Source organism: Pseudomonas sp. DR208 (assembly GCF_019823005.1).
Classification (GTDB): domain Bacteria; phylum Pseudomonadota; class Gammaproteobacteria; order Pseudomonadales; family Pseudomonadaceae; genus Aquipseudomonas; species Aquipseudomonas extremorientalis.
This window is the reverse complement of sequence record NZ_CP081944.1, coordinates 2,596,123-2,616,239: the sequence shown is the minus strand read 5'-3', so window position 1 is coordinate 2,616,239 and position 20,117 is coordinate 2,596,123. Positions and strand designations below refer to the sequence as shown.

Here is a 20,117-nt window from a genome sequence, read left to right as displayed (position 1 = left end):
TGACCGCGCCGACCAATGGCAGTATTTTGCAGCCTACCCGCCCACCCCCTCACAAGGAGCAACCCATGGTAAAAACCCGCCCACGCCCCGCAGTCACCGGTGTGGCCTCGGCTGATCGGGTGCTCACCGTGCTGACTGCCTTCCGCATGGGGGATACCGCCCTGGAACTGGCCGAACTCGCCGCACGCACCGGACTGATCAAAAGCACCATCATGCGTTTGATGGTTTCGCTTGAGAATCACGGCCTGATCACCCGCCTGGCCGATGGTCGCTATCAGCTGGCCACCGAAATCATGCGCTTGAACACGGTGTACCAGGACGGCCTCGATCTTGAACGCCACATCACTCCGCTGCTGCACCGCCTGACTCAGGAAACCGGCGAAACCGCTTCCTTCTACGTACGCCACGGCGCTTATCGGATGTGCCTGTACCGCGTGAACTCCCCTCACCATCTGCGCCTGCACCTGCAACCCGGGGACACTCGCCCCATGGACGGCGCCGCCGGAGCCGAGGCGTTGCGCACACCCTATGCGCTGGCCGCGAAAATGATCAAACCGATTTTCTCCCATGGCGCCACCGACCCCCATGCCTCGTCCATGGCCCTGCCCATCTTCGGTCCAGGGGAAAACCTGATCGGCGCACTGGTACTGTCAGGCCCCGCCAGCCGCCTGACTGCCGAACAGGCGCAGACGCTGCACCCGCTGTTCCAGCAAGCGGCCGTCGAACTGACCCGCAGCTTGGGCGGCGACGCACTTGCCAGCACCGAGGCCCCGCAAAAAAAGCTGCGCGGCAAGAAATCCGACTAAAACGCCGGCCTGCCAGGTGCGAGACGCATCGCACCTCGAGCGACATTCGACCACATGCCATCATCGCAGCACCTGTAATAGTCTATTGCAGGACTCTAATGTACTAACCAGTTACTTATCTTGCTAAAATCGCGTCTTTGCCCTCTCACATTCGAGTCCTGTCGACATGAAACGAGCATCGCGCGCCACTGGCGTCTCTAGAATCTTACTGCTGGGCCTGGGCGTTATCATCGCCCTGCTCGGCCTCGCGCTGGCCATCGGCGGCGGCAAACTGGTGAGCCTGGGAGGCTCCTGGTACTTCTTGATCGGCGGTGCGGCCATGGCCGTGTCCGGCTTGCTGATTGCCCGACGCAAGCCGGCGGGCGCGTGGCTGTTCGCGGCCTTCCTGGTCGGCACGGCTCTCTGGGCGGTGGCGGATGTGGGGCTGGTGTTCTGGCCGCTGTTCTCCCGCCTGTTCATGTTTACGGTGATCGGCCTGGTGGTAGCGCTGGTGTACCCGCTGCTGGTCAACCGGCCTGCACGTGGCGCCTATGGCGTGGCGGCGGTATTGGCGGTGGGCGTGGCCGTGGCGGCGGGCAACATGTTTGTCGCCCACCCGAGCGTGGCACCCACCGGCACTGGCCCAGGCATCACGCCGGTGGCCGCGGCCGACGCACAGAAAGACTGGGCGCACTACGGCAACACCGAAGGCGGCAGCCGCTTCGCCGCGCTGGACCAAATCAATCGCGACAATATCAATAAGCTCAAAGTGGCCTGGACCTACCACACCGGTGACGTCGCTCTCAGCGACGGCAACGGTGCCGAAGACCAGCTCACCCCGCTGCAGATCGGCAACAAAGTGTTCATCTGCACGCCGCACAACAACCTGATCGCCCTCGACGCCGACACCGGCAAAGAGCTGTGGAAAAACGAGATCAACGCCAAATCGGCGGTGTGGCAGCGTTGCCGTGGCATGGCCTACTTCGACGCCACTGCGCCGATTGCCCAGCCTACCCAACCGAACAGCTCACCGATCATCGCCGCCAGCGTGCCCGCCGGTGCGCAGTGCCAGCGCCGCTTGCTGACCAACACCATCGATGCACGCCTGATCGCCGTGGACGCCGACACCGGCCAGTTCTGCGAAGACTTCGGCACCCACGGCCAGGTGGATTTGAAAGCCGGCCTGGGCAACGTGCCGGACAGCTACTACCAACTGTCCTCGGCACCGCTGATCGCTGGCACCACCGTGGTGGTCGGCGGCCGCGTGGCCGACAACGTGCAGACCGACATGCCCGGCGGCGTGATCCGTGGCTTCGACGTAATCACCGGCCAGATGCGCTGGGCGTTCGACCCGGGCAACCCGGAAGACAAAAAAGCCCCGGCCGACGGTAGCACCTACGTGCGCAGCACGCCGAACAGCTGGGCGCCAATGTCCTATGACCCGCTGATGAACACCGTATTCTTGCCGATGGGCAGCTCGTCCACCGACATCTACGGTGTGGAACGCACCCAGCTCAACCACAAATACGGCGCGTCGGTACTGGCGCTGGACGCCTCCACCGGCGCGGAAAAATGGGTGTACCAGACCGTCCACAATGACCTGTGGGACTTCGACCTGCCGATGCAGCCGAGCCTGATCGACTTCACCCCGCCGGGCAGCGACAAGGCTGTGCCTGCGCTGGTGATCGGCACCAAGGCCGGGCAGATCTACGTGCTCGACCGTGCCACCGGCAAGCCGCTGACCGAGGTGAAGGAAGTGCCGGTCAAGGCCGCCAACATCCCTGACGAGCCCTACTCGCCCACCCAGCCAAAATCGGTCGGCATGCCACAGATCGGCGCGCAGACCCTGACCGAATCGGACATGTGGGGCGCCACGCCGTTTGACCAGTTGCTGTGCCGCATCGACTTCAAGGGCATGCGCTACGACGGCCTGTACACCGCGCCGGGCACCGATAAATCCCTGAGTTTCCCGGGCTCGCTGGGTGGCATGAACTGGGGCAGCATCTCCACCGACCCGGTGCACGGTTTTATCTTCGTCAACGACATGCGCCTGGGCCTGTGGATCCAGATGATACCCTCGCAGAACAAGGCCCAGGCCGCGTCGGGTGGCGAAGCGCTGAATACCGGCATGGGCGCCGTGCCACTCAAGGGCACGCCGTATGCGGTGAACAAAAACCGCTTCCTGTCGGTGGCCGGTATTCCGTGCCAGGCGCCGCCGTTCGGCACCCTGACTGCGATCAACATGAAGACCCAGAAAGTCGCCTGGCAAGTACCGGTCGGCACCGTCGAGGACACCGGCCCCCTGGGCATCCGCATGCACCTGCCGATCAAGATCGGCCTGCCGACCCTCGGCGGCACCCTGTCGACCCAGGGCGGCCTGATCTTTATCGCCGGCACCCAGGACTTCTACCTGCGCGCCTTCAACAGCGGCAATGGCGAGGAAATCTGGAAGGCCCGCCTGCCCGTCGGCAGCCAGGGCGGCCCGATGACCTACGTATCGCCGAAAACCGGCAAACAGTACATCGTCATCACCGCCGGTGGCGCACGCCAGTCCACTGACCGTGGCGACTACGTGATCGCCTACGCCCTGCCTTAACCCCCCTGTTCGCGCGGCGCCTCCCCGGCGCCGCGCCTTGTGCCTGGAAAAACCCGCATGACCCCCACTTCTCATATTGCCCTTGGGCGCCTGTTGCTGGGCCTCGCCCTGGGTGCCGCCCTGCCCGTACAAGCCGATGACACCACCCTGACCGGCGACTGGGGCGGCCTGCGCCGTGAACTCGACGCACAGGGCATCCGCTTCACCGGCGACTACAGCGGCGAGACCGCCTACAACGCCCACGGCGGCCAGCACCGCTCGGCGCGCTACTCGCAGAACCTCAAGCTCGGCGTGCAGTTTGACCTGGGCAAGCTCTACGGCTTGAACAATGGCGACCGCATCCAGCTCACGATCAATGACCGGCGCGGCAACAGTGCGTCCGAGGACCTGGTGGGCAACCGCCTGCCGATCCAGGAAAACTATGGCGGTCTCTACACCCGCCTCACCGAGTTGAGCTACGAACGCACGCTGTTCACCCCGGCGCTGAACATCAAGCTCGGCTACATGGCCATGGGCAATGACCTCGGCGGCCTCGACAGCGGGATCTTGTGCAACTTCATGAACGCCGGGTTCTGCGGGCACCCACTGAACATGTCCGGCGGCAGCGGCTGGACCAACTACCCGAATGCACGACTGGGTGCGCGGGCGAAATATGACTTCTCGCCGGCCTGGCAATTGCGCGTTGCCGCCTTCAACGTCGACCCGCAAAGCAACGGCAACTCCAGCCGCGCCTGGCGCCTGGACCCCAAGCACACCACTGGCACCGTGGTGCCCATCGAATTGATCTACAAACACGCCGGCAGCCTGCCGGGCGAATACAAGCTGGGCTATTACTACGACAGCTCCGACGTGAAACGCATCGGCAGCACCAAGGAGGTCAGCGGCCGCGGTGGTCACTACCTGCTGATCGACCAGGCAGTGTGGGCCTCGGACTCATCCGCCGGCCGTGTGCTGCACGCCTTCGGCCAGTATTCCGCCGCCAGCGAAGCGGCCTCGCCGTTCAGCAAGTGGTACGGCGCAGGCGTGGTGCTGTACAAGCCGTTCGAAGGCCGGCCGCGTGACACCCTGGCCCTGGGTTATGGTCGCGCCGTGCCGAACCCGCGCAGCCGCGAGGTACAGGAACTGGCCGCCTTCAAAGCCGGGACCGACTATCCCGACCTGAACAATGCTGAACAACTGATCGAACTCAGCTACGGCTACCAGGCCACCCCCTGGCTGACCCTGCGCCCGGATGTGCAATACATCATCGAGCCGGGTGCGTTTTCCGGTGACAACATCGACAACGCCCTGGTGCTGGGCCTGCAGGTCAAGGCGGTGTTCTGAGGCGACTCAGTCATCTGATGGCAACGCCCTGTTCGCCCGTTCGAGCGCAGTGATGCGCTCGACTTTCCTCCCGGAGCGCTCTGCTTCGAACTCCGATTCCAGGAACACTTTGACGATGCTCTTGGCCAGCTCGGGCCCGATCACCCGCGCACCGATGGACAGGATCTGCGCATCGTTGCTCTTGCGTGCGCGCTCGGCCGAATAGGTATCGTGGGCCTGGGCGGCCCGCACACCCTTGATCTTGTTGGCGGAAATCGCCATGCCGATGCCGGTGCCGCAGATCAACACACCCAGGCGCCGCTCACCCGCGCCCACCGCCGTGGCTACGGCTGCTGCGATGTCCGGGTACAGCACCGGGCTGGACGAATGGCAGCCAAAGTCCTCGACCTCATACCCCAGGCTTTCGATAAAACGCTTGAGCATTCCCTTGAGCTCAAAGCCTGCCTCGTCGCATCCGATGGCCACCGAAAACATCGTTTGTGCACCCATTACTGCCTCTCCATCAGACCGATCAAATGATCACTAACTGAAATTATGCACAATCATTAGCGGACGATCAGCCCACCGCTGTCAAGGCTTATTTCAAGGCGAAGTGCCGCTAAAACGATAAAAGCACGGGCGAACACTGCGCCAAACCATTGACAAAGCCGGCCCGAGCAGTTTAAACATATGATCACTATCCGATCATATGATCAGGCTGTTGGCTAAGCCTACCTAATAAGAAAATCAGCAAGAGGACACACCGATGGCCCCGCCATTACTGCTTCACGCTGAACAAGTTTCCAAGGCCTACGCCGGGGTCCCTGCCCTGCGCGACGGGCGCCTCTCCCTGCGGGCCGGCAGCGTGCACGCACTGTGCGGCGGCAATGGCGCCGGCAAATCCACCTTCCTCAGCATCTTGATGGGCATCACCCAGCGTGACGCCGGCAGCATCCTGCTCAACGGCCAGCCGGTGCAGTTCGACCGCCCCAGCGCAGCCCTCGCCGCCGGGGTGGCGATGATCACCCAGGAGCTGGAACCCATCCCCTACATGACCGTCGCCGAAAATATCTGGCTGGGCCGCGAGCCACGCCGCGCCGGCTGTATCGTCGACAGCAAGGAACTGAACCGACGCACCCGCGAACTGCTGCAAAGCCTGGAGTTCGACGTGGACGCCACCAGCCCCATGCATCGCCTGAGCGTGGCGCAGATCCAACTGGTGGAGATCGCCAAGGCGTTCAGCCATGACTGCCAGGTGATGATCATGGACGAACCCACCTCGGCCATCGGCGAACACGAAGCGCAAACCCTGTTCAAGGCGATCCGCCGCCTGACCGCCCGTGGCGCCGGGATCATCTATGTGTCGCACCGCCTGAGTGAACTGGCGCAGATTGCCGATGACTACAGCATCTTCCGCGACGGCGCCTTTGTGGAAAGCGGGCGCATGGCCGATATCGACCGCGCCCACCTGGTGCGCGGCATCGTCGGCCAGGAGTTGCAGCGCATCGACCATAAAGTCGGCCGCGAATGCGCCGCCGCCACGTGCCTGGATGTCAATGGCCTGAGCCGTGACGGCGAGTTCCAGGACATCAGCCTGCAACTGCGCCAGGGTGAAATCCTCGGCATCTATGGGCTGATGGGTTCGGGCCGCAGCGAATTCCTCAACTGCCTGTATGGCCTGACCCTGCCGGACGCCGGCAGCGCCACCCTGCAAGGCCAGCCCCTGCCCACCGGCACCCCGGCGGCGACCATCCGCGCCGGCATGTCCCTGGTCACCGAAGACCGCAAGGACAGCGGCCTGGTGCTCAGCGCCAGCATCCTCGCCAACATCGCGCTGTCGGCCTACAAGCAATTGTCGAGCTGGTCGGTGATCAATGCGCGCAAGGAACAGGCCCTGGCGCAGAGCATGGTCAAGCGCCTGCAGATCAAGATCTCCTCCCTGGACCTGCCGGTGGAATCCATGAGCGGCGGCAACCAGCAGAAAGTGGTGCTCGCCAAATGCCTGTCGACCCAGCCGATCTGCCTGCTGTGCGACGAACCCACGCGCGGCATCGACGAAGGCGCCAAGCAGGAGATCTATCACCTGCTCGACGAATTCGTGCGCGCCGGCGGTGCGGCCATCGTGGTCTCGTCCGAGGCGCCGGAACTGCTGCACCTGAGTGACCGCATCGCGGTGTTCAAGGGCGGCCGCCTGGTGACCGTCAGCAGCGACACCGCCCTTTCCCAGGAAGCCTTGTTGAGTCTTGCCTCATGAACAGTAAAGTCCTCGCCGCACCCGTCACTGCCGCGCCGCGCAACCGCCTGCGCTTGTCCCTCGACCGCTTCGGCCTGCCGCTGGTGTTTATCCTGCTGTGCCTGGTGATGGCGTTTTCCAGCGAATACTTCATGACCTGGCGCAACTGGATGGACATCCTGCGCCAGACCTCCATCAACGGCATCCTGGCCGTGGGCATGACCTATGTGATCCTCACCAAGGGCATCGACCTGTCGGTGGGCTCGATCCTGGCCTTCGCCGGCTTGTGCAGCGCGCTGGTCGCCACCCAGGGTTATGGCCTGCTGGCGGCGGTGAGTGCGGGGATGTTTGCCGGGGCCATGCTCGGCGTGGTCAACGGTTTCATGGTAGCCAACCTGAGCATCCCGCCCTTTGTCGCCACCCTCGGCATGCTCAGCGTGGCGCGGGGCATGACCTTTATTCTCAACGACGGCAGCCCGGTCACCGACCTGCCGGACAGCTTCCTCGCCATGGGCATCGGCAAGCTAGGCCCCATTGGCGTGCCGATCATTATCTTTGCGGTGGTCGCGCTGATCTTCTGGATGGTGCTGCGCTACACCACCTACGGGCGCTACGTGTACGCCGTGGGCGGCAACGAAAAAAGCGCGCGCACCTCCGGCATCGGCGTGCGCAAGGTCACGTTCTCGGTGTATGTGATTTCCGGCCTGCTGGCGGGGTTGGCCGGGGTGGTGCTGGCGGCGCGCACCACCTCGGCCCTGCCCCAGGCGGGCGTGTCTTATGAGCTGGATGCGATTGCGGCGGTGGTGATCGGCGGCACCAGCCTGTCGGGTGGCACCGGCAGCATTGTCGGCACGTTGTTTGGCGCGCTGCTGATCGGTGTGATCAACAACGGTTTGAACCTGCTCGGGGTGTCGTCGTATTACCAACAAGTGGCCAAGGGATTGATCATCGTGCTTGCGGTGTTGATTGATGTCTGGCGCAAGAAAAAACGCTAAGTGGAGTGTGTGCAATGTCCAATTTCTGGAACCAGGCGTTCGACCTCACCGGCCGTTGCGCCGTGATCACCGGGGGCGCCGCCGGTATCGGCCTGGCCTGTGCCCAGTTGCTGGTGGAGCGCGGCGCCCGGGTGGCGTTGCTGGACCGTGACCCCGCGGTGGTCGAAGTGGCTGCCAGCCTCGGCGCGGGTCATGTGGGGCTGGTGGCTGACCTGCGCCAGCTCGATTCGCTGCAGGCCGTCGTCGACCAGGCCGCTGCCGGGCTCGGGCGCATCGATTACCTGGTCAACAGCGCGGGGGTCGCGCTGCTCCACAAGGCCCTGGACGTGGATGAAAACGCCTGGGACACCACCCTGGACATCAACCTCAAGGCCAGCTTCTTCGTGGCGCAGGCCTGTGCCCGCTACATGATCGAACAAGGCGGCGGGCGTATCGTCAACCTTGCCTCCCAGGCCGCCGTCATCGGCCTGGACCGTCATGTGGCCTACTGCGCGAGCAAGGCCGCCGTGGTCGGCATGACCAAGGTGCTGGCCATGGAATGGGCGCCCCACGGCATCAACGTCAACGCCGTGTCTCCGACCATCGTCGAGACCGCCCTGGGCAAGAAAGCCTGGGCGGGCGAACTGGGCGAACGGGCCAAATTGCAGATCCCGGTGGGGCGCTTCGCCCAGCCGGAAGAAATCGCCGGCCTGGTGCTCTACCTGGTCAGCGACGCGGCCAGGATGATCACCGGGGAAAACGTAGTGATCGACGGTGGCTACAGCATTCAGTAAGCCGATTCCAGACGAATAAGAACAAGGAAACACCCAATGAATCGAGTCATCAATGATGCGGACCTGGTGGTCGAGGACATGCTCGCAGGCATCCTCCTGGCGCACCCGGAACTGGTGCAGTACGAGAGCAACCCACGGGTCATCCGCAAACGCACGTCCTCACCGGCCGGCCAGGTCGGTATTGTCACCGGCGGCGGTTCGGGGCACGAGCCGGCGTTTCTCGGCTATGTCGGCCCGGGGCTGGTGGATGCGGTGGCGGTGGGCGAGATTTTCTCTTCGCCCACCGCCAAGAGCTTCTTCGACGCGTTCCGTGCCGCCGACCAGGGCGCGGGCGTGGCGTGCCTGTATGGCAACTATGCCGGCGACAACATGAACGTGAAGCTGGCTATGAAAATGGCCGCCAGCAAAGCCATGAACATCCGCACCGTGGTGGCCAACGACGACGTGGCCTCCGCCCCGCCCGCCGAAATCGCCAAGCGGCGTGGCGTGGCCGGCGAGATCTTCATGTGGAAGATCGGCGGTGCCGCCGCCGCCCAGGGCTACGACCTTGACGGCGTGATCCGCGTGGCGCAGAAGGCCGTGGACCATTGCCGCTCCATCGGCGTGGGGCTCACGCCCTGCACCATTCCGGCGGTAGGCAAACCCAACTTCCAGATTGCCGACGGCCTGATGGAACTGGGCATCGGCCACCATGGCGAACCCGGTATCGAAGTGGTGCCAGTGGAGTCCGCCGCCGCCATGGCCGAGCGCATGCTTGCGCCGATCCTGGCCGACCGCGACTTCACCCAGGACCAGAGCGTGGTGGTGCTGGTCTCGGGCCTGGGCGCCACGCCGGTGATGGAGCTGTATATTTTCTACGCCGAGGTCGAGCGCCAACTGCGCGCCAAGGGACTGCGCATACACCGCTGTTACGTGGGCAACTACTTCACGTCCCTGGAAATGATGGGCGTGACCCTGACCCTGCTTGGCCTCGACGCCGAGCTGAGCCGTTTGATCGACCAACCTTGCCGCTCCGTCGGCATGACCCAGTCGGAGTGAAGCATGAGCGAACATTTCCCGAGCAACACCGGCAGCGCCATCGTCACCAACCTGGTGTCGATCATCGTCGCCAACCGCGAATACCTCAGTGAAGTGGACGGCGCCATCGGCGACGGCGACCACGGCATCAACATGGCCAAGGGATTCTCGCGCTGCGGCAAGACCCTGGAGGGCCGCGAACTGTCCCTGGCCGAGGCGCTGGACGAACTGACCCTGGCGTTGATGGAAGGCATCGGCGGCTCCATGGGCCCGCTGTATGGCAGCCTGTTTATCGGCATGGCCGACGAAGTGCGCGGCCGCGATAGCATCGATGGGGCGACCTTCGCCAGGCTGCTGCGTGGCGGCCTGACCTCACTGCAAGACATCAGCGACGCCGGCGTGGGTGACAAGTGCCTGATGGATACGTTGATTCCAGCGGTCGAGGCGTTCGAACAGGCCCAGGCCAGCGGCGCGACGTTCCGCGAAGCCTTGCAACGGATGAAAAGCGCCGCGTCCCAGGGCCGTGATTCCACCCGCGACCTGGTGGCCAAGATCGGCCGTGCCAGCCGCCTGGGGGAGCGCTCCCTGGGAGTACTGGATGCGGGCGCAGTGTCGTGCTGCCTGATCCTGACCAACCTTGCCGAATCGGTTGAGGCGCGGTTGGTCGGGTAGTTGTGAGCCGGCTTTCTGTGGCGAGCGGGCTCACCACATACAAGATGTCACCTAGCGGCGCGTTGCATCATCCAGGGCAAGGATCGTGTAGGCATTCGACACGGTCGTCGCCAGGGTGTTGATCACCCCGGAGCGCAACGCACCGAGGGTGGCCGCCGCCTTGGTGTTTTCGCTGGCAATCGCTACCACGTCGGGAATGCGCACCAGCTCCTGTACCGACAGGCCGATCACCCGGCCCTGCATGGCGTTGACCGCTGGCTGGCCGTGGATGTCGATGAAGTCGTAGCCCATCATGTCACCGACCGTACCGGACACCCGGGCCTGGGCGATTTCCTGGGGCGAGAACCAGCCCATGCGCACCATGTTGCTGTTCTCGCTCATGTCGCCGATGCCGATCAAGGCGATATCGGCGCGGCGCGCACGGTCGAGGGTGGAGCGCACGGTGTCGTTGTTGATCAGCACGCTGCGCAGTTCCGGGTTGGCCACCAGGGCCGGGGCGTACAGGGTTTCGCTCTCGGCGCCGAAACGCAGGGCCAGGCGCCGGCAGATATGGTCGGGGTTCATGTATTCGCCGGCCTTGAGCGAGCCGCCGATGGCGCAAACGAAGGTGCAGTTGCGCGTCACCGGCAGGAACACGTTCTCGGCCACGGCGCCCACGTTGCGGCCCATGCCGACGGCGACGATCATACCGTCGCTGAGGGTCTTGTTCAGGTAGTTGGCCACCAGGCTGGCCACGGCCGAGCGCTGGGTGTCGGGGTCGCCGTGGTCGACCGCGATCAAGGCGCGGTCCAACTGGAAACGCTCGACCAGCGCCTGCTCCAACTCCGTGTTCAGGGCCGGATGCTGCAACACCCGCACCTCCACCACCCCTTCATCACGGGCGCGCTTGAGCAAGCGGCTGACCTTGACCCGCGACAGGTCGAAGCGCTTGGCAATGGCTTCCTGGGTGATGTTGTCGAGGTAATAAAGCATGGCCACTTCGGTCATCAGGTCGATGTCGCTGGCGGCACGCTGGGCACTGTCGGTCATGGGAGCTTCCATTTACGCCACAAAAAACCATTCTCCCTAGTCTGTACGGTGCAAGTCCAGCAGCGAATGGGCGATGCCTGCAAAGTTTCTAATGGCTGTGCTGGTATTCCCGTGGCGTGCAGCCGAACTCGCGGCGGAACACGGTGTGCAGGTACTGCGCCGACTTGAAGCCGCACTGCTGGGCGATGTCGGCAATCGCCAGGTGGTTGCCCTGCAAGCCCTTGGCGGCGCTGGCGAGTTTGAAGCGCAGGATCTCGTCGTGCACGCTGCACCCGCGCGCCTTGCGAAAGTGCGATTCCAGCGATGAACGCGACACGCCGACATAGGCCGCCACCTGCGCCGTCTTGATGCCCTGGCAGGCGTATTGGCGGATAAACAGCAACGCCTGCATCACATAAGGGTTGCCCAAGGGTTGGTGCAGGCTCGACGCCTGCACGTTGATCGCATCCGGCGGCACCAGCACCTGCGTGCCGGTGCAAGGCTTGCCATGCAGCATCTGGTGCAACAGCGCGGCGGCGGTGCGGCCCATGGTTTCGGTGCCCTGGATCACCGAACTCAACGGCACGCGCGTGAGGGTGCGGGTCAGTGGGTCGTTGTCGATACCGATCAGCGCCACCTCTTCCGGCACCGCGATGCCGGCGGTGAGACAGGCTTGCAGCAGTTGCCGGGCGCGGGCGTCGGTGACCGCAATGATCCCGATGGGCTTGGGCAGGCTTTGCAGCCAGGCGATCTGCTGCTCCACCGCGCTGTCCCACAGCGGCGCACTGGTGCCCAGGCCGCGATAGATCTGCACTGGCAAGCCATCGCGTTGCAGCAAGCGCTTGAAGGCCTTTTCGCGCTCCTGGGCCCAGCGATTGGCCTGGGCTTCGGGCAGGCTGAAACAGGCGAACCGCGTCACACCGGCCTCGATCAAATGTTCATAGGCCAGCTTCATCAAGGCCGCATTGTCGGTGGCCACATAGGGAATGCCCTTGGGGTAGGCGCGCGCATCCTCATAAGAACCGCCCACTGCCACCACCGGCACCTTGCTGCCGGCCAGCGCCTCGCCGATCAGCGGGTCGTCGAAGTCGGCGATGATGCCGTCGCCCTGCCAGCGCTCTATGCCTTTGAGGCGGCACAGGAAGTCCTCTTCAAGGAACAAGTCCCAGGACGCGCGGGTACTGCTCAGGTAATTGCCGATGCCGGCGATGATGCCACGGTCGTAGATTTTGCTGCCGTTGAACAGCAAGGCGATGCGGTGCACGGGCGGTAGGGTTTTCATTGTTGTTGTCCTGGGGCCGGTCGCAACAGCCTAGACCCTGCCACTCAAAATCGCACCCTCCCTTGGTGATTTTCATAATCGGCAGCCCATTGGCCGTTGCTAGTATCGGGGCACCGCCAAGAACAATAAGGAAAACGCCATGCCGTACTTCCCCGGTGTCGAGAAGGTTCGCTTCGAAGGCCCCAGCAGCGACTCTGCCCTCGCCTTTCGCCATTACGACGCCAATAAAATCATCCTCGGCAAACCCATGCGCGAACACCTGCGCATGGCCGCCTGTTATTGGCACACCTTCGTCTGGCCAGGGGCGGATATGTTTGGCGTGGGCACCTTCAAACGGCCATGGCAACGCAGTGGCGAGCCGATGGATCTGGCCATCGGCAAGGCGGATGCGGCCTTCGAGTTTTTCGCCAAGCTGGGCATCGACTACTACAGCTTTCACGACACGGACGTCGCCCCCGAAGGCAGCTCGCTCAAGGAATACCGCAATCACTTTGCGCAGATGGTCGACCACCTGGAACGCCATCAGGAACAAACCGGCATCAAACTGCTGTGGGGCACCGCCAACTGCTTCAGCAACCCACGCTTTGCCGCCGGCGCCGCGAGCAACCCGGACCCGGAGGTGTTTGCCTACGCCGCCGCCCAGGTGTTCAGCGCGATGAACGCGACGCTGCGGCTCAAAGGCGCCAACTATGTACTGTGGGGCGGCCGTGAAGGCTATGAAACCCTGCTCAACACCGACCTCAAGCGCGAACGCGAACAGCTCGGGCGCTTTATGCGCATGGTGGTAGAGCACAAGCACAAGATCGGCTTCAAGGGCGACCTGCTGATCGAGCCCAAGCCCCAGGAGCCGACCAAGCACCAATACGATTACGACAGCGCCACGGTGTTCGGCTTCCTGCATGAGTTCGGCCTGGAGCATGAGATCAAGGTCAACATTGAGGCCAACCACGCGACCCTGGCCGGGCACAGCTTTCATCATGAGATCGCTACCGCCGTGTCCCTCGGGATTTTCGGCAGCATCGACGCCAACCGTGGCGACCCGCAGAACGGCTGGGACACCGACCAGTTCCCCAACAGCGTCGAGGAAATGACCCTGGCCACTTATGAAATCCTCAAGGCCGGGGGTTTCAAGAATGGCGGCTACAATTTCGATTCCAAGGTACGCCGCCAGAGCCTCGATGAGGTGGACCTGTTCCACGGGCATGTGGCGGCCATGGATGTGTTGGCGCTGGCGCTGGAGCGGGCGGCGGCCATGGTCGAGAACGACCGGTTGCAGCAGTTCAAGGACCAGCGTTACGCCGGCTGGCAGCAGCCGCTGGGCCAGGCGGTGCTGGCGGGGGAATTCAGCCTGGAATCCCTGGCCGAGCATGCCTTTGCCCATGAGCTGAACCCGCAGGCGGTGAGTGGTCGGCAAGAGATGCTGGAAGGTATTGTGAATCGCTTTATCTACCGCTGACTGTGTGACATGCGGGCTTTTTTTGTGGCGAGCTGGCTTGTTGTGGCGAGCGGGCTTGCCCCGCGTTGGGCTGCGAAGCAGCCCCAGAACCAGGCGCCTACGTGTGTCAGGTGAAAACATGTCGCCGGGAAAGGGGCCGCTTCGCAGCCCAACGCGGGGCAAGCCCGCTCGCCACAACAGCTCACTTGCCACAACACGCTTCATCGCCACAAGTACGGTGTTTGCCTAGAGTCTTTCCAACAACAATAAAAGGACGCATAACCATGAAACGCACCCTCATCGCCACTGCCCTGGCCCTGTTCGCCCTGCCGGTGCTGGCCGACTCGGCCCACCCGAAGATCGGCTTCTCCATCGATGACTTGCGCCTGGAACGCTGGTCCCGCGACCGCGACTACTTCGTCGCCGCCGCAGAGAAACTCGACGCCAAAGTCTTCGTGCAATCCGCCGATGCCAACGAGCAAAAACAGATCTCCCAGATCGAAAACCTGATTTCCCGCGGCGTCGATGTGATCGTCATCGTACCGTTCAACGCCACCGTGCTCACCAACGCCGTCGCCGAAGCCAAGAAAGCCGGGATCAAGGTGGTGTCCTATGACCGCCTGATCCTGAATGCGGACATCGACGCCTACATCTCCTTCGATAACGAAAAGGTCGGCGAAATGCAGGCCAGCGGCGTGCTGCAAGCGGCGCCCAAGGGCAACTACTTCCTGCTCGGCGGCGCGCCCACCGACAACAACGCCAAGGTGCTGCGCGAAGGCCAGATGAAAGTGCTGCAACCGGCCATCGACAAGGGCGATATCAAGGTGGTCGGCCAGCAGTGGGTCAAGGAATGGAACCCCACCGAGGCCCTGAGCATCGTCGAAAACGCCCTGACCCGGAACAACAACAAGATCGACGCCATCGTCGCCTCCAACGACGCCACCGCCGGCGGTGCGATCCAGGCCCTGGCCGCGCAGAAACTGGCGGGCAAGGTGCCGATCTCCGGCCAGGATGCCGACCTGGCGGCGGTCAAGCGCGTGATCGACGGCACCCAGACCATGACCGTGTACAAGCCGCTCAAGCTGATCGCCAGCGAAGCCGCCAAACTCTCGGTGCAACTGGCGCGCAATGAGCAACCCACCTACAGCTCGCAGTACGACAACGGCAGCAAAAAGGTCGACACCATCCTGCTCACCCCGACCCCGCTGACCAAGGCGAACATCGACCTGCTGGAGAAAGACGGGTTCTACACCAAAGAGCAGATGGCCGGGCAGTAAGCGCCATGGCCGACTACCTGCTGCAAATGAACGGCATCGTCAAACGCTTTGGCGGGGTCAACGCGCTGAACGGCATCGATATCAAGGTGCGGCCGGGGGAATGCGTCGGCCTGTGCGGCGAGAACGGCGCCGGTAAATCCACCTTGATGAAGGTGCTGTCGGCGGTATATCCCCACGGCACCTGGGACGGCGAAATTCTCTGGGACGGGCAGCCGCTCAAGGCCCAGTCGATCAGCGAAACCGAAGCGGCCGGTATCGTGATCATCCACCAGGAACTGACCCTGGTGCCCGACCTGTCGGTGGCCGAAAACATCTTCATGGGTCATGAACTGACCCTGCCGGGCGGGCGCATGAACTACCCGGCGATGTTCCACCGCGCCGAAGCCTTGATGCGCGAGCTCAAGGTGCCGGACATGAACGTGGCGCTGCCGGTGTCGCAGTACGGCGGCGGCCACCAGCAACTGGTGGAAATCGCCAAGGCCCTGAACAAACAGGCGCGGCTGCTGATTCTCGACGAGCCCTCCTCGGCCCTGACCCGCTCGGAAATCGAGGTGCTGCTGGACATCATCCGCGGCCTCAAGGCCAAGGGCGTGGCCTGCGTGTACATCTCCCACAAGCTCGATGAAGTGGCGGCGGTGTGCGACACCGTTGCGGTGATCCGCGACGGCAAGCACATCGCGACCACCGCCATGGCCGACATGGACATCGCACAAATCATCACCCAGATGGTCGGCCGCGAGATGAGCAACCTCTACCCCACCGCACCCCATGCGGTGGGCGAGGTGATTTTCGAGGCACGCAACGTCACCTGCCATGACGTCGACAACCCCAGGCGCAAGCGCGTGGACGATGTGTCCTTTGTGCTCAAGCGCGGGGAAATCCTCGGCATTGCCGGGCTGGTCGGTGCCGGGCGCACGGAGCTGGTGTCGGCACTGTTCGGTGCCTACCCCGGTCGCTACAGCGCCGAGGTGTGGCTGGACGGCCAGGTGATCGACACGCGCACGCCGCTCAAATCGATCCGCGCCGGGCTGTGCATGGTGCCCGAGGACCGCAAGCGTCAGGGCATCATTCCCGACTTCGGCGTGGGCCAGAATATCACCCTGGCGGTACTCGACACCTACGCGCACCTGACGCGCATCGACGCCGAAGCCGAACTGGGCAGCATCGACCAGCAGATTGCACGCCTGCACCTCAAGACCGCCAGCCCGTTCCTGCCGATCACCAGCCTGTCCGGTGGCAACCAGCAAAAGGCCGTGCTGGCGAAAATGCTGATGGCCAAGCCTCGCGTGCTGATCCTCGATGAGCCCACACGCGGGGTGGACGTGGGCGCCAAGTATGAGATCTACAAATTGATGGGTGCGCTGGCGGCCGAGGGAGTGTCGATCATCATGGTCTCCTCGGAGCTGGCCGAAGTACTCGGCGTATCCGACCGCGTGCTGGTGATCGGCGACGGCCAGTTGCGCGGCGACTTCATCAACGACGGGCTCACCCAGGAACAGGTGCTCGCCGCGGCGCTCAGCCAACACAATAATAATGATCGGAAGACCGCGTAGATGAATCAGCTCAAACAGCTGTTTACCCGCTACAAAATGCTTGCCCTAGTGATCGCCGTGGCGGTGATCTGGCTGTTTTTCAGTTGGCAGACCGAGGGGGGCTTCCTTACACCGCGCAACCTGTCCAACCTGCTGCGGCAGATGTCGATCACCGGGATCCTGGCGTGCGGCATGGTGCTGGTGATCATCAGCGGCGAGATCGATTTGTCGGTGGGCTCGTTGCTCGGCTTGCTGGGCGGGTTGGCGGCGATCCTGGACGTGGTGTATCACGTGCCGCTGTTGGCGAACCTGAGCCTGGTTGCCCTGTGCGGCTTGATGATCGGGTTGGCCAACGGCTACATGACCGCCTACCTGCGTATCCCGTCGTTTATCGTTGGCCTGGGGGGGATGTTGGCGTTTCGCGGGATTCTCCTGGGGATCACGGGCGGTACCACCATTGCGCCGGTGTCGCCTTCCTTGGTGTATGTGGGCCAAGGGTATTTGCCCCATTCGGTCGGGATCGGCCTCGGTGTCTTACTGTTTGCCCTGACCCTGTTCCTCACCTGGAAACAACGGCGCAACCGCGCACTGCATGGCCTGGCTGCGCATTCATTGGTGCGTGATGTGCTGCGCGTGGTGGTGATCGGCGCGGTGCTGGCCGGGTTCGTCACCACCCTCAACAGCTACGACGGCATCCCCGTGCCGGTGCTGCTGTTGCTGGTACTGCTCGGTGTATTCAGCTACGTCACCAGCCAGACCGTGTTCGGCCGCCGGGTGTATGCGGTGGGCAGCAATATGGAAGCCACGCGCCTGTCGGGCATCAACGTGCAGGCAGTGAAACTGTGGATCTTCGGCATCATGGGCGTGATGTGCGCGCTCGCCGGGTTGGTCAACACCGCTCGCCTGGCTGCCGGCTCGCCGTCGGCGGGTAACATGGGTGAGCTGGATGCCATCGCCGCGTGTTTTATCGGCGGCACATCGATGCGCGGCGGCTCTGGCACGGTGTATGGCGCGTTGCTCGGGGCGTTGGTGATTACCAGCCTGGATAACGGCATGTCGATGCTGGATGTGGACAGTTACTGGCAGATGATCGTGAAGGGCAGCATTCTGGTGCTAGCGGTTTGGGTGGATGTGAGTACCCGCACAGGTCGGCGCTAGGAACGCAGGATTAATGTGGGAGGTGGCTCGCCCCGATGGCGGTGGATGAGTCAGCTTACCTCTAGCTGACTCATCCACCGCCATCGGGGGCAAGCCTATAGCGATAGAGCACAAGCCATCTGCCAGCCCGCAAATCCAATCAGACACACCCCGCTCGCTCGATTGAGCACACCAAAACCTGAACGTTCAGCAAACAGCTTCTTCATCCCCCCACCCCCTGCTGCATACAACATTTGCCCGAGAAACGAGCCCACTAGAACACCCAGCAAATTCCAGTAGATTCCCTGCCCCTGAAGCTGGGCGCCGCTGGCGATGGCATAGGAAGAAATCGCCGCAATGGTGAACGGGCTAGTCAACGTCAGTAAAAAGACCGGTACAAATCCTGCGGTGCACGTTATCTGCATCGTGCCAGCAGCGTTCTTGAATGTGGTAACACCAAGATAAAGGAGGTAGGCAATCGCTCCCCACGTCAATAGCTGATGATTGGCGACCCAAAATGCTTCGACCACCTTCAAGCCTGTAAAGGCGACAGCTGCAAATACCGCGTCGGCAACTGCCGCCCCCAGGGCTGCGGGCAATGCACTGCGAAAGCCAAAGACGATGGACTGCCTTAGAATGATCAAGGCTATCGGTCCAACGCTTATTGAAAGCAGTGTCGAAAATAGCATTGCACTCAGAAAGTCGTGCATTTACCTCACAATCTCTCTGAACATTTTTTTCTTTGCCCGACAGTGCGGACACTGAAAATTGTCGTCTAGCTCGCCCCACCTTGTTCCTGCCTCAACGTCGACTAGAAGCTCACCCAATGCCTCGGAATAAACGTAGTGACAGATCTGACACTCATAAGACTTATACATGTAGACAATCTCCAGAATTCAAAGACTCTGCGGGTCGGCAAGGCGACGATTAAGTGCCGAAAACATATGTTCAAAACCGTCCATGAATGCCATCGCACCGCGCATGGCTTGTGGAGCGATACCTGGGTTTTTCTCCAAGTATGAAATTACGATCTCCCGCCCGGTCGCTACGTGCATGGGTTCGACTTCGCAGTGGATAGCGAAGAACGCCAAGACCGGGTCTTCCTCATCCACCAAGCCATACTCACGGGCGTATTTTTTAAACCCTTCAAGAAAGTACTGAAACTCTCTGGACGAGGTCATTTCCGAAGCCAAATGAAAACCCAACGCTTCGCCCAAAAACTCGGAGCGGTACATCCTATGCGTGTTATTCCCCATCGCAGTACCCTCTGGGAGTACGTTAGACGGATTAAACAGATCAGCATCGGAAAGCCCCAGATGAGTCGTCAGTTGTTTAAACATCTGATGATGGGTAGGCAGCATATGTTTACTATGCTGGTGCAGACCATACTCATCAACCGAAGCATAAAGAATATGCGCAGCCTTGGCTGTGCCATTCCACATATCCTCCTTGATCCATTCATCCGTAACACGTGCAGCCAACGCAACGATTCCCGCAGGCACGTCTTTAAAAAAAGCCCAAAGGGTGCCAAAAAACAAGGCCATACCCTGATGCGTCAGAGGACGAGCAGAGATAATCTCGCCGAATTTTTCAAGTTCCCTAAGCGCGGCATGCCGGACAATTGCATTAGCCACCTCGTTGTAACCGGCCTCGCACACTCTATAAATCTCATTCTTAGAGAGCCTTTCATTTGATCTGTTTTTTACTGAATTTTGAGCATCCATCATTTTCATCCTTGTTTTTATAAAAAAAATGATTTCACACCTTTTTAAAGCAAGCGATTAAGTTATTTATCCGCACATAAATTTGTCAAGTCAAAACACCTCATGATTTTGTATCACACATCTTAAACGCTCACTGTAGAGCGTTCCTGCACGATAAAAAAAACCGCCAGCAAACCAGCAACTAAGTCCTACCGATAATACTGTAGGCTGCGTTTGTAAGACGAATACCATCCGAAGGAAATTCCCATCACCAATTAAACCATCCATTAGTTTATTTATTCATCAATTAAACATGCTCGCACTGACACACCCTGCTCTACACCGCCAGCTTGCTCGACAGTGCTTCGGC

General features: G+C 62.0%; 18 protein-coding genes. 12 read left to right on the top strand and 6 right to left on the bottom strand.

The features are described from left to right. Nucleotides 1–65: 65 nt before the first annotated feature. From K5K89_RS11850 to K5K89_RS11840, 3 genes are all read left to right on the top strand, one after another. Complete coding sequence (locus K5K89_RS11850) at nucleotides 66–806, top strand: IclR family transcriptional regulator (RefSeq protein ID WP_071491474.1); 741 nt, start codon at nucleotides 66–68, stop codon at nucleotides 804–806. Nucleotides 807–972: 166 nt separating this feature from the next. Further along, nucleotides 973–3,381 (top strand): glucose/quinate/shikimate family membrane-bound PQQ-dependent dehydrogenase, encoded by a 2,409-nt coding sequence (locus tag K5K89_RS11845; RefSeq protein ID WP_222541463.1) that lies wholly within the window; start codon nucleotides 973–975, stop codon nucleotides 3,379–3,381. A gap of 57 nt (nucleotides 3,382–3,438) precedes the next feature. Further along, nucleotides 3,439–4,704, top strand: a complete 1,266-nt coding sequence (locus K5K89_RS11840; RefSeq protein ID WP_222541462.1) for a carbohydrate porin — start codon at nucleotides 3,439–3,441, stop codon at nucleotides 4,702–4,704. A 6-nt stretch (nucleotides 4,705–4,710) separates the two neighbouring features. On the opposite strand, the gene rpiB is transcribed toward K5K89_RS11840, so the two are convergent. Next, nucleotides 4,711–5,193: a ribose 5-phosphate isomerase B gene (rpiB, locus tag K5K89_RS11835; RefSeq protein WP_222541461.1), complete on the bottom strand. Its 483-nt coding sequence runs from the start codon at nucleotides 5,191–5,193 to the stop codon at nucleotides 4,711–4,713. A 256-nt stretch (nucleotides 5,194–5,449) separates the two neighbouring features. Here rpiB and K5K89_RS11830 point away from each other — a divergent pair, with 256 nt between their 5' ends. The 5 genes from K5K89_RS11830 to dhaL are packed head-to-tail and all read left to right on the top strand — an operon-like array spanning nucleotide 5,450 to nucleotide 10,373. Further along, on the top strand, nucleotides 5,450–6,937 hold the full coding sequence (locus K5K89_RS11830; protein ID WP_071491478.1) for a sugar ABC transporter ATP-binding protein: 1,488 nt from the start codon (nucleotides 5,450–5,452) through the stop codon (nucleotides 6,935–6,937). Then, nucleotides 6,934–7,911: an ABC transporter permease gene (locus tag K5K89_RS11825; protein ID WP_076954377.1), complete on the top strand. Its 978-nt coding sequence runs from the start codon at nucleotides 6,934–6,936 to the stop codon at nucleotides 7,909–7,911. The genes K5K89_RS11830 and K5K89_RS11825 overlap by 4 nt, the downstream gene beginning before the upstream one ends. A gap of 14 nt (nucleotides 7,912–7,925) precedes the next feature. Further along, nucleotides 7,926–8,684 (top strand): SDR family oxidoreductase, encoded by a 759-nt coding sequence (locus K5K89_RS11820; protein WP_222541460.1) that lies wholly within the window; start codon nucleotides 7,926–7,928, stop codon nucleotides 8,682–8,684. A gap of 36 nt (nucleotides 8,685–8,720) precedes the next feature. Then, nucleotides 8,721–9,722 (top strand): dihydroxyacetone kinase subunit DhaK, encoded by a 1,002-nt coding sequence (locus K5K89_RS11815; RefSeq protein ID WP_222541459.1) that lies wholly within the window; start codon nucleotides 8,721–8,723, stop codon nucleotides 9,720–9,722. Between the two features lie 3 nt (nucleotides 9,723–9,725). After that, a complete protein-coding gene (dhaL, locus tag K5K89_RS11810) occupies nucleotides 9,726–10,373 on the top strand; it encodes a dihydroxyacetone kinase subunit DhaL (protein WP_222541458.1) in 648 nt (215 codons plus the stop codon). 51 nt (nucleotides 10,374–10,424) lie between these two features. On the opposite strand, the gene K5K89_RS11805 is transcribed toward dhaL, so the two are convergent. Both K5K89_RS11805 and K5K89_RS11800 read right to left on the bottom strand, forming a co-directional pair. Beyond that, nucleotides 10,425–11,402 (bottom strand): sugar-binding transcriptional regulator, encoded by a 978-nt coding sequence (locus tag K5K89_RS11805; RefSeq protein WP_071491483.1) that lies wholly within the window; start codon nucleotides 11,400–11,402, stop codon nucleotides 10,425–10,427. Between the two features lie 88 nt (nucleotides 11,403–11,490). Then, entirely contained in the window at nucleotides 11,491–12,663 is a 1,173-nt protein-coding gene (locus K5K89_RS11800; RefSeq protein ID WP_058427030.1) for a XylR family transcriptional regulator, read from the bottom strand. A gap of 139 nt (nucleotides 12,664–12,802) precedes the next feature. Between K5K89_RS11800 and xylA the strand changes: the two genes are divergently transcribed. The 4 genes from xylA to K5K89_RS11780 all read left to right on the top strand — a co-directional run bounded on the left by xylA (nucleotide 12,803) and on the right by K5K89_RS11780 (nucleotide 18,065). Continuing rightward, the gene (xylA, locus tag K5K89_RS11795; RefSeq protein ID WP_222541457.1) at nucleotides 12,803–14,119 is read left to right on the top strand and encodes a xylose isomerase; all 1,317 of its coding nucleotides are present in this window, start codon (nucleotides 12,803–12,805) and stop codon (nucleotides 14,117–14,119) included. A 263-nt stretch (nucleotides 14,120–14,382) separates the two neighbouring features. After that, a complete protein-coding gene (gene xylF, locus K5K89_RS11790) occupies nucleotides 14,383–15,375 on the top strand; it encodes a D-xylose ABC transporter substrate-binding protein (RefSeq protein WP_071491486.1) in 993 nt (330 codons plus the stop codon). A 5-nt stretch (nucleotides 15,376–15,380) separates the two neighbouring features. After that, nucleotides 15,381–16,928 (top strand): D-xylose ABC transporter ATP-binding protein, encoded by a 1,548-nt coding sequence (gene xylG, locus K5K89_RS11785; RefSeq protein ID WP_222541456.1) that lies wholly within the window; start codon nucleotides 15,381–15,383, stop codon nucleotides 16,926–16,928. Next, the gene (locus tag K5K89_RS11780) at nucleotides 16,929–18,065 is read left to right on the top strand and encodes a sugar ABC transporter permease (RefSeq protein ID WP_092246075.1); all 1,137 of its coding nucleotides are present in this window, start codon (nucleotides 16,929–16,931) and stop codon (nucleotides 18,063–18,065) included. 95 nt (nucleotides 18,066–18,160) lie between these two features. On the opposite strand, the gene K5K89_RS11775 is transcribed toward K5K89_RS11780, so the two are convergent. From K5K89_RS11775 to K5K89_RS11765, 3 genes are read right to left on the bottom strand one after another with little or no spacing between them, the layout of a single operon-like run. Beyond that, nucleotides 18,161–18,754 carry a LysE family translocator gene (locus K5K89_RS11775; protein WP_071491489.1) on the bottom strand — a complete coding sequence of 198 codons (594 nt, stop codon included), beginning with the start codon at nucleotides 18,752–18,754 and terminating at the stop codon, nucleotides 18,161–18,163. Further along, complete coding sequence (locus K5K89_RS28960) at nucleotides 18,755–18,922, bottom strand: rubredoxin (RefSeq protein ID WP_081049337.1); 168 nt, start codon at nucleotides 18,920–18,922, stop codon at nucleotides 18,755–18,757. It lies immediately after the preceding gene. Between the two features lie 18 nt (nucleotides 18,923–18,940). After that, nucleotides 18,941–19,768 carry an iron-containing redox enzyme family protein gene (locus tag K5K89_RS11765; RefSeq protein ID WP_058427036.1) on the bottom strand — a complete coding sequence of 276 codons (828 nt, stop codon included), beginning with the start codon at nucleotides 19,766–19,768 and terminating at the stop codon, nucleotides 18,941–18,943. Nucleotides 19,769–20,117 lie beyond the last annotated feature (349 nt).